Here is a 1702-nt window from a genome sequence, read left to right as displayed (position 1 = left end):
GGGCTGTAGCCGACCACCGTGGCGCCCGCCGCCACGCCGGCCTGCACGCCCGTGACCGAATCCTCCACCATCAGGCAGCGCGCCGGGGCCACGCCCAGCGCGGCGGCCGCGGCCAGGTACACATCGGGCGCGGGCTTGGTGCGGGGCATTTCGTGGCCGCTGAAGACGCGGCCCTGGAAGAACGGCGTCAGCCCCACCTTGGCCAGTTGCAGCTCCACCTTGAAGCGGTCGGCACCCGACGCGCAGGCGATGCGCCCCCCGAGCCGCGCATGCACGGCACGCACGGCATCGGGGGCGCCGGGAATGGGGCCCAGCTCGGCCTGCAGGGCGGCATTGCGGCGGGCGTAGAAATCGGCCATCCAGGCGTCGGTCAGCGGCTGGCCGGTTTCGGCCTCGATGCGCGCCGCCTCGCTGCGCACGGCCTTGCCCAGAAAGATGGCCAGGCATTCCTCGGGCGTGAGCGACCAGCCCGAGGCTTCGAGCCGGTCGCGCAGCACGCGGTGGGTGATGGGTTCGCTGTCCACGAGCACGCCGTCGCAGTCGAACAGCACGGCGTCGTAGGAAGAAGGCAGGACGGATAGGGGCATGGCAGGGTCGGGGCGGGAGCGCGCAGGATCGGCGCGAGGGGCAGGCAGCACAGGCACTGCGTGCGATGCATCCGGCGGCGCCGAAGCCGGCGCCGCTGAAAACCAGCCCGGAATCTACCGCATGCCTGCGCCGGCCCGGACGCTGCCGGCCTTCACGGGTAGGTGATGCCCGCCAAGGGGTTGCGCATCGCGAGCGCGCCGCCGACCGAGACCGAGAACCGCGCACTCTGGCTGGTGCCGAGATCGGTGACACCCACGTCGCTGTAATAGAACAGGCCCTGGGCCGCCCGCGCATTGAACTGGGACTGCAGCTGCGCCAGGCTCTGCGCACCGCTCGACGGCTCCACGCTGTAGCGGATGGCACCGCTCTGGGCCGCGCTCTTTTCGAAGATGCTCGCGCTCGCGCCCGCCTGCAGCACGAAGTCCCCGATCCACAGGCGGCCTTGCCCGCCCTGCTCGTCCAGCCGCTGGCGCAATGCGTCGCCATAGGTGGCCGGGGACGACGGCAAGCCGTCCAGGCCCACGTAGGCATAGGTATTGGCCGACGAATCCTTCATGTAAAGGTTGAAGGATTCACTGCCTGCCACCATCGGCCCCACCAGGCGAAAACCGCGCGCGCCCTGCGCGTTGAGCTGGGCCACGAAGCCGTCGCGCGACAGTGCGGACGACATCGGCTGCCGCTCATAGGTGTAGGTGAGGGACTTGGATGTGTCCTTCACGAAGAGCCCCTGGATGCCTGATGCCGAGCCGAACGACAAAGGCGCCTTGTACGCGAAGCCGCCCGCGCCCTGCTGGTTGAGCAGCGCCAGCAGCGCGTCCGCCGTGGCGGGCTGCGCGATGGCCGCGTATTGCAGGCGCGATCCGGCATGGGCCGTGTCCTGCAGGTAGAAGTCGCCCGATGCCTGCGCGCTGCCACCGGCATCGGCCACGAAGGTGGACACGAACGCGTAGCCCTGGGCGCCCTGGGCGTTCATGGCCGCCAGGGCGGCCTCCATCGACGTGGCCGCGCTTTCCTGGCGGTATTGGCCGGTCACGCTGGCGGGGGCCGGAGCGGGCGAAGGCGCCGGGGTGGGCGTGGTCGGCTCGGGCGAGGGGGGCGGGTGCGGGCGTTCCCG

At 71.2% G+C, this 1702-nt stretch carries 2 protein-coding genes; both read right to left on the bottom strand.

What is annotated here, in order from left to right; translation table 11 throughout:
- On the bottom strand, positions 1-587 hold a 587-nt coding region (locus AC27KI_RS24260), incomplete at its 3' end, for an HAD family hydrolase (protein WP_487116300.1).
- 152 nt (positions 588-739) lie between these two features.
- On the bottom strand, positions 740-1702 hold a 963-nt coding region (locus tag AC27KI_RS24255; protein WP_487116298.1), incomplete at its 5' end, for a hypothetical protein.

This window comes from Acidovorax sp. KPB24-03, from assembly GCF_057546605.1.
Note: the sequence above shows the minus strand (reverse complement) of the source record. Positions and strands in the feature narration are given on the sequence as shown.